This is a genomic window from Synechocystis sp. LEGE 06083 (assembly GCF_015207725.1).
Classification (GTDB): Bacteria; Cyanobacteriota; Cyanobacteriia; order Cyanobacteriales; family Microcystaceae; genus Synechocystis; species Synechocystis salina.
Map to the genome: position 1 here is coordinate 1 of NZ_JADEWJ010000208.1, position 7096 is coordinate 7096.

Consider the following 7096-nt stretch of genomic DNA (forward strand, 5'->3'; position numbering starts at 1 on the left):
GTTTTATAACGGTCTACTGCTGGGGGCGGTGGGGGCATTGGTGGCCCAACATAATTTGGCCATTCCCTTTTGGGGTTTTGTCTTTCCCCATGGCTCCTTGGAATTACCGGCAATTTTTCTGGCGGGGGCGGCGGGCTTACTCATTGCCAAGGGGTTATTGTGGCCGGGGCCCTACCGTCGGGGTTACGCCCTCAAACAACAGGCGATCGCCGCGGCTCAATTGGTATTTGGCATTGTGCCCCTGCTAATTATTGCAGGCATCATTGAGGGGTTTATTTCCCCTGCTCCCTGGATTCCCGATGGTTTGAAATATCTTTTGGGAACAGCATTTTTTTTGCTACTACTCAGCTATGGGTCTCGGCAAAAGTAGTTTAGGACTTTTTGCTAAAGCAACGGAAATAAAGGGAGACAAAAAATTCTTTGATGGGAAAGGCAATGAACGTGATCGGGTTGATGGTGACAATAACATTGCGGCTGTCCCGTTTTACCCCCTTCACCACTTGCTGAGCCACCCAGGAGGCACCCATAATGCCCACTGGATTGAGTTTGCTTTTGAACGGCCCCAGGATCAGTTTACGAATCACGCAGGGGGAATCCAATCGCTTCAAGGTAACCAAATCCCCTAACGCTCGCTTACTCAGTTCGTACAAAGGGCTAAACGCTGGATTAACTTCCGCCTCGGAGGTATTCACCCAAATTTCTTTGGTGGCAATGTGTCGATTAGTTTTTACCGTGGCTAGGAATAATTCCATTAGGCGCAGGGCAGAAAAAGTATTAACTTCGTAGGCTTGCTCAATTGCCTGGCCATCCCGCCGCTGGTGGACGTTTACTCCATGGTTAATGACCAAAATGTCAATTTCCCTTAGCAAATCCTGGAGTTGATCTTCCTGGCCGATGCACCATTGTTCAGTTCTAATGGGAATAGTTTTACCTGTCGCGGTGATGCTTACTTCTTGGCCAGAGGAGGTAAGGGCGATCGCCTTAGCACCCTGTTGATGGAGTTCCTGCAAAAGAGCCTGGCCAAAACCACCGGAAGCCCCGGTAACTGCAATTTTTTTACCTTTGAGGGACAAAGCGGTGCCCAACATTTTATCCACCAGGGTTAGGGTTCCACAGAAGTAAGCATTGCGATCATCAAAATGGTGGCGCCAATGGTAGGTGCGGTTCACCATCCAAGGGGCCGGCGGCGCTAAAAATGGCCCTGGGCGGTGGGTTAAATCCGTAATCTCATCGGCATTGGGTAGTCCCATTCCCCTGGCGATCGCCGACAGCAAAAATCCCAAAGTGTAAATCTGCCCAGCGCTGGCAGCCAAGATTAGGGGCCAATGGTCAAAACTCTGCCACATCCAGGTTAACAAGGGCGGCCAAATGCCAAAAGCTAACATTACTAATGCTTCCGGCACATCATTGTACCAGTGAGCCTTTTGATAAATTTCCGTGCTCACCACCGATAAATCAGAGCGGAATACCCGGTGGTGCCAGCCATGGAGACGATAAAGCGGCGACCATACATGGGCCAAGGCATGGTAGCAGTCCCGCACCAGTTCCACCCACAGCACCGAAGCCAGGGCTAAACCCAACCCCATTAACCAAGCCATTGTCATACGTTAAAAATTTTTACTGCTATGTTAAGTTTTGTTCTATCGATGGTAACGGTTTACGGCCCAGGGTAGCTCCCTCCGACAATAGATTTTTTCAACAAGCCTGGCAAAGTTTGTCCCCTTTCTCCATGTTAGAATTGCGGGGATTTTTTCTTGTTGATTTCCTCCCCAGTCTAGAGTTAGCAATTTTCCCATGAAGCTCATCGATTCCCGTGGCAGAATTTTCGGCATTATCAGCCTGTTGGATCTGGGGGCCGCTCTGATCATCCTCATGGTAGCCGTGGGCATTTTCGTTTTGCCGGGTAGTTCGGGGAAAAGTATTCTTGCCCAAGCTAACGCTGCATCTATCGAATTAACCGCCATTGTCCGGGGGCTAAACGTATTGGACCCCCAGGTGGTGCTGAATGAGTTTAAAGCGGAGAAAACCAGCATCATTATCCGCAATCAACCCGCAGGGCAGGTAGAAGTGGTCAATGTCCAGGAACTACCCCGTAATCTGGCGATACCCCAACCCGATGGCTCAGTGAAATCTTTGCCGGATCCTCGACCAGAATCTAACTACAGTCGGGATATGCTCCTCACCCTCAAGGGCAGAGGGGATGTTACCTCCACGGGCATGGTACTGGGGGGACAAAAGGTAAAAATTGGTACAGTACTGGAACTAGAGGGAAAAAACTATAACTTCAATGCCAGTGTGGTGGGCATTAAACAACCCAATTAGCGCCCATCATTTCTATGAGAATTTTTATTAGCACGGGAGAGGTTTCTGGAGATCTCCAGGGGTCCCTGTTGGTCACAGCGCTAAGGCAACAGGCCCAGGAGGAGAATTTAGAACTGGAACTGGTGGGTTTGGGGGGAGAAAAAATGGCGGCGGCGGGTATGAAGTTGCTGGCTAATACGGCGGCGATCGGTTCTGTGGGATTGACCGAATCCCTGCGGTTTATTATTCCCACCTGGCGCATTCAACAAAAGGTTAAAAGTTATCTCAAAACCAATCCAATTGATTTGTTGGTCTTAATTGACTACATGGGTCCCAATTTAACCATCGCCAATTATTTGCGGAAAACCTACCCTAATTTGCCAATTTTGTACTATATCGCTCCCCAGGCCTGGGTTTGGTCTCCCACAAAAAGGGAAACGACTCAAATCATGGCCGTAACCGATCGCTTGTTGGCCATTTTTCCGGGGGAGGCAGAATTTTTTCGTAATCAGGGTTTAGACGTCACCTTGGTGGGACATCCATTGTTAGACCGCATTACTAAGGAAGCTCCCAGTCGAGAGGTAGCCCGTAAAAAGTTGGGCATTGACCAAAACCAAACAGTGATTACCCTCCTGCCCGCTTCCCGTATTCAGGAACTGCGCTACTTATTACCGCCTATTTGTGGCGCCGCCCAGCAATTGCAGAGTCAACTGCCAGATGTAAAACTGCTTTTGCCCGTTTCCCTCAAGGATTATCAGGCCCAGATCGAAGAAACCCTGAAGGAATTCAATCTCACAGTGCAACTTTTGGACGGCAGGGAAACCCTAACGGCGATCGCCTGTGCCGATCTGGCCATCACCAAGTCAGGAACGGTGAATTTGGAAATTGCTCTATTAAATGTGCCCCAGGTTATTCTTTATCGAGTCAGCCCCCTGACCATGGCGATCGCCAGACGAATTTTTAAATTTGACCTGCCCTTTGTGTCCCCCACCAACATTGTGCTCAACCGGGGCATTATGCCGGAACTACTGCAGGAACAGGCCACCGCCAGCAACATTGCCCAGGCCGGCTTGGAATTACTGCTGAACGGCGATCGGCGAGCCACCATTGCCCAGGATTACCAAGCCCTCAGAGAAGCCCTCGGGGAACCGGGGGTTTGTGAACGGGCCGCCCAAGCCGTACTGGAGTTTGCCAGTGGACGACAAAAAAGCAGGGCTTAAACCCTGCCGTGGACAATTATGAAACTATCAAACTCACTAGCCCATGGCCAGCATCCTTACCCTTAGTAGAGGTCTTCTTCTTTGTGGGTTTCAATGGTGCAATCAGAGGTGGGATAAGCCACACAGGTCAAAACATAACCAGCTTCAATCTGGTCATCATCCAAGAAAGACTGATCGGATTGGTCAACACTACCGGAGGTGATCTTGCCGGCACAGGTGGAGCAAGCCCCAGCACGGCAGGAATAGGGCAGGTCTAGACCAGCTTCTTCCGCAGCATCGAGGATATAGGTATCGTCAGAACATTCGATGGAACTTTCACCATCGGGGGTGATTAATTTAACGGTATAGGATGCCATAGATGTTTCCTCTTCTCAAAAAAACAGTAGAGAGATTGCCTCATGAAGCCTCCATCGGGACAACTATATCCAGATCGAGCTACTTCAGAAAACTTAACTGTTCTGATACTACGGGAAAATCTTGAATTGACAAGGAAGCATTAGCAATGAAATGGCTAGGTCTTAATTAGATAATCTTCACTTATGTTTGCCCCCAGAGTATTTTTGCCCGTCGGCCTGGCAATTACAAAATCAAGAAAAGGCTAGAATTCCAGGGATTAAGGGAGTTTTAAGGACTGGGAGAGCAAAGATGGAAAGAATTAATCTTCCTGGGGTTTGACGATAAGATTGTCTAATCATTGCCGATGACAAGCCCCAGGGTCTGGCATGCAGCGGTGCCCCAACAAAATGGCAAAATAGACGGCAATGGCCAGTGGTTCCATTAAAGATTATCCCTTGCCCCCTGAGCAAAGCTTGATTATGTATGACGACGACCAGCGCCGCGATCGCCGCTTACCCCTGGCCCCATTGGAACGGCGAGGCTATGGCTACCTGTTGGATTTTGTCGTGATTTGGTTATTTAGCAGTCTGGCTGCGGGTTGGGTACAGCTACTAATTTTTATCGCCGGTTGGTTTGCCCTAAGGGTAATTTTGGTGTCTGCTAACCAGGGGCAAAGTTTGGGGGGCTGGGCCTTCGACACCAGGGTGGTGCACCTGAAAATGAAGCGTTTGCCAGGCATTTTGGAGTTGAGCCAGCGGGAAGGTATTTTAGGTGCCGCTTCTTACCTAGCCATGGTGGGTTTAAACATTAACTTTGCCAATGGGGTAAGTTTTTTACTGTTGGTGGCCCCCCTGTTTGGTGATTTAATCTGGGCGATCGCCGAGGATGGCCTTGGCCAAGCTTTCCATGACCGTGTTGCCGGCACAGTGGTATTGAGCAGTCGGCGGGGTTTTTCCCTCGATTTGAGGCTAAAAAAGTTCTGGTTTGACCTGAAAAAACAATGGGACAATAGGCAAAGAAGACGTTAGGTATGGGTGGAACCATTGATCAAAATATGGGTGAGGGATTCCCTTTTCTCCCTGGCGGACTAGGGTCAACAGCCTGGTGGCAGATGCGCCTTGCGCCCTAGCTTAGATTTTTGATACAGTATCGGAGTTAACACGGTAACAAATAGCAAAAACCAAGCTAAACAAATACAAAGTATTTTTTGTAGCCGTGGTTCGCCCTTCGGAACAAGGATTTTCCGCCGATCGCCAGAATGTAGAACTGATTATTCTTCAGAATAGCAAGCAGTTCTCTGGGTAGGGAGTCCCTTTCTTTAACAGGGAAGATTAGTTCACAATTTCACTGGGCTGTTGCCCCCGGACCTTAACCCCCAGCCAGGATTATGGAAGATTTATTAGGTTTGCTACTTTCCGAAACCGGTTTATTGGCGATAATTTATTTAGGCTTAAGCCTAGCTTATCTGTTAGTTTTTCCCGCTTTATTGTACTGGTACCTGCAAAAGCGTTGGTACGTAGCTAGTTCCATTGAAAGACTGGCCATGTATTTTCTGGTGTTTCTCTTCTTCCCCGGGCTATTGGTACTCAGTCCAGTGCTGAATTTGCGTCCCCGCCGCCGGACTCAAACTGCCTAAATTTTGCCTTTATTGAAATTGTAACTGGGTCGGCCATGCTCCAGACCCGTTTGCCTCCTTGTTTTCTGTCCGTCTTCACCATTTGTCATTCCAGGGAGAAACACCATGCGACGCATTGATGCTTTGGCCATTGCCCTGGGTTTTTTCCTACTGGGCGGAGTGGTTTACGCTGGATTACAGGGCTTTGGCATCGAAGCTCAGCAAGCGGGCATTTGGACCCAAGCGGTGCTGGTGGGGGGCCTACTGATTTGGTTGCTTTCCTATGTCACTAGGGTATTTACCCACGACATGACCTACCACCAACAAATTAAAGAGTATGAAGATAAAATGATCGAACTCCGTTGGGCTAATATGACCCCAGAAGAACGGGAAAAACTGCAGGCTGAAGTGGTGGAAGAAAAGGATACCCTCAGTTCTTGAAATGCCAGAGGTCTTCCTAGGCTATTGTTGTGTTGTTGGCTGATAATATTTGCCGATTTTTGCCATGGTCATACAGCCCATTTATCTCCCCCATCTGCTCAAGCAGCCCCGGTCTACCCAGGTCTTGTCCGTTGATCAGGCGATCGCCGACTTAACAACCTTAACCCCAGTGCGAGGGACGGTGACGGTGCGCCATGGGGGAACCTTTTTGGAAGTGATAGCCGAAGCGGAAACCATTGTTACCCTCCACTGTGACCGCTGTGCCCAAAGCTATAACCAACGCTTGGCATTGGATACCAAGGAAATACTCTGGTTGGATAACCAAGGGGATGATACGCCCTTAGCCTCGGAACGGGAACTGAGTTGGGATGATTTGTCGGAAGTACTGGCTCCCGATGGACACTTTGATGTGGAAACCTGGTTATACGAACAGTTTAATTTGGCTCTGCCCCTGAAAAATTTGTGCGGGAAAGATTGCCAAGCCCCCCAAGTACCTAATAACAGCCCAGACAATGGCTTTGATCGCCGATGGGCAGCCCTAGCGGATTTAAAACAACAATTGAATTAACCAACTAGGAATCAGGGAAAATTCCTGGGACTTAGCTTGGTACAAGCCTCTGCCAAAGAATGGGAAACTGGAAAGGGTGATTTTAACCACTACCCTTTTTGCTCTCCTTTTCCATGACCACCGATTACCTCGAAAGAATTCTTAAGGCCCGGGTTTATGATGTGGCGATCGAATCTCCGTTGGATTTGGCGGCCAATTTATCCAAGCGGCTGGGTAATCGGGTTTACTTTAAACGGGAAGACCTACAGCCAGTGTTTTCCTTTAAGTTACGGGGAGCCTATAACAAAATGGCCCAGTTATCCCCGGAATTATTAGAAAAAGGAGTAATTGCAGCTTCGGCGGGTAACCATGCCCAGGGGGTGGCCCTAGGGGCTTCCAAGTTGGGCACCAGAGCCATTATTGTGATGCCGGAAACCACTCCCCAGGTGAAAGTGGAGGCTGTCAAAGCTCGGGGAGGTGTGGTGGTGCTCTATGGGGAAACCTATGACGATGCCTATGGCCACGCGCGGCAGTTGGAGCAGGAAAAGGGGCTAACTTTTATCCACCCCTTTAATGATCCCGATGTGATTGCTGGCCAGGGCACCATTGGCATGGAAATTTTACGCCAGTATCAAC

Annotated in this window: 10 protein-coding genes; 8 read left to right on the forward strand and 2 right to left on the reverse strand. The window is 49.2% G+C overall.

Annotation, left to right across the window (positions count from 1 at the left end; genetic code table 11):
- On the forward strand, positions 1–370 hold a 370-nt coding region (locus tag IQ219_RS14505), incomplete at its 5' end, for a stage II sporulation protein M (protein ID WP_194073082.1).
- Between the two features lies 1 nt (position 371).
- On the opposite strand, the gene IQ219_RS14510 is transcribed toward IQ219_RS14505, so the two are convergent.
- The gene (locus tag IQ219_RS14510; RefSeq protein ID WP_194073083.1) at positions 372–1604 is read right to left on the reverse strand and encodes a bifunctional sterol desaturase/short chain dehydrogenase; all 1233 of its coding nucleotides are present in this window, start codon (positions 1602–1604) and stop codon (positions 372–374) included.
- A 190-nt stretch (positions 1605–1794) separates the two neighbouring features.
- On the opposite strand from IQ219_RS14510, the gene IQ219_RS14515 reads away from it, so the two are divergent.
- The gene (locus tag IQ219_RS14515) at positions 1795–2322 is read left to right on the forward strand and encodes a DUF4330 domain-containing protein (RefSeq protein WP_194019900.1); all 528 of its coding nucleotides are present in this window, start codon (positions 1795–1797) and stop codon (positions 2320–2322) included.
- A 14-nt stretch (positions 2323–2336) separates the two neighbouring features.
- The gene (gene lpxB, locus IQ219_RS14520) at positions 2337–3521 is read left to right on the forward strand and encodes a lipid-A-disaccharide synthase (protein WP_194073084.1); all 1185 of its coding nucleotides are present in this window, start codon (positions 2337–2339) and stop codon (positions 3519–3521) included.
- Between the two features lie 62 nt (positions 3522–3583).
- Here lpxB and petF1 read toward each other — a convergent pair whose 3' ends face one another.
- Positions 3584–3877: a ferredoxin PetF1 gene (gene petF1 / locus IQ219_RS14525; protein ID WP_190597489.1), complete on the reverse strand. Its 294-nt coding sequence runs from the start codon at positions 3875–3877 to the stop codon at positions 3584–3586.
- A gap of 405 nt (positions 3878–4282) precedes the next feature.
- On the opposite strand from petF1, the gene IQ219_RS14530 reads away from it, so the two are divergent.
- The 5 genes from IQ219_RS14530 to IQ219_RS14550 all read left to right on the forward strand — a co-directional run.
- Entirely contained in the window at positions 4283–4885 is a 603-nt protein-coding gene (locus IQ219_RS14530; protein ID WP_228017141.1) for an RDD family protein, read from the forward strand.
- 359 nt (positions 4886–5244) lie between these two features.
- Entirely contained in the window at positions 5245–5493 is a 249-nt protein-coding gene (gene ndhL / locus IQ219_RS14535) for an NAD(P)H-quinone oxidoreductase subunit L (protein WP_190597493.1), read from the forward strand.
- Between the two features lie 105 nt (positions 5494–5598).
- The gene (locus IQ219_RS14540) at positions 5599–5913 is read left to right on the forward strand and encodes a DUF3007 family protein (RefSeq protein WP_190597495.1); all 315 of its coding nucleotides are present in this window, start codon (positions 5599–5601) and stop codon (positions 5911–5913) included.
- A 64-nt stretch (positions 5914–5977) separates the two neighbouring features.
- Complete coding sequence (locus IQ219_RS14545) at positions 5978–6481, forward strand: DUF177 domain-containing protein (RefSeq protein WP_190597496.1); 504 nt, start codon at positions 5978–5980, stop codon at positions 6479–6481.
- A gap of 113 nt (positions 6482–6594) precedes the next feature.
- A partial coding sequence (locus IQ219_RS14550; RefSeq protein ID WP_194073085.1) for a pyridoxal-phosphate dependent enzyme occupies positions 6595–7096 on the forward strand: 502 nt, incomplete at its 3' end.

Excerpts from the sequence above, each read along its gene's own strand:
- IQ219_RS14510 (WP_194073083.1), bottom strand. The coding sequence starts at position 1,604 with ATGACAATGGCTTGGTTAATGGGGTTGGGTTTAGCCCTGGCTTCGGTG.
- IQ219_RS14515 (WP_194019900.1), top strand. The coding sequence starts at position 1,795 with ATGAAGCTCATCGATTCCCGTGGCAGAATTTTCGGCATTATCAGCCTG.
- lpxB (WP_194073084.1), top strand. The coding sequence starts at position 2,337 with ATGAGAATTTTTATTAGCACGGGAGAGGTTTCTGGAGATCTCCAGGGG.
- petF1 (WP_190597489.1), bottom strand. The coding sequence starts at position 3,877 with ATGGCATCCTATACCGTTAAATTAATCACCCCCGATGGTGAAAGTTCC.
- IQ219_RS14530 (WP_228017141.1), top strand. The coding sequence starts at position 4,283 with ATGGCCAGTGGTTCCATTAAAGATTATCCCTTGCCCCCTGAGCAAAGC.
- ndhL (WP_190597493.1), top strand. The coding sequence starts at position 5,245 with ATGGAAGATTTATTAGGTTTGCTACTTTCCGAAACCGGTTTATTGGCG.
- IQ219_RS14540 (WP_190597495.1), top strand. The coding sequence starts at position 5,599 with ATGCGACGCATTGATGCTTTGGCCATTGCCCTGGGTTTTTTCCTACTG.
- IQ219_RS14545 (WP_190597496.1), top strand. The coding sequence starts at position 5,978 with ATGGTCATACAGCCCATTTATCTCCCCCATCTGCTCAAGCAGCCCCGG.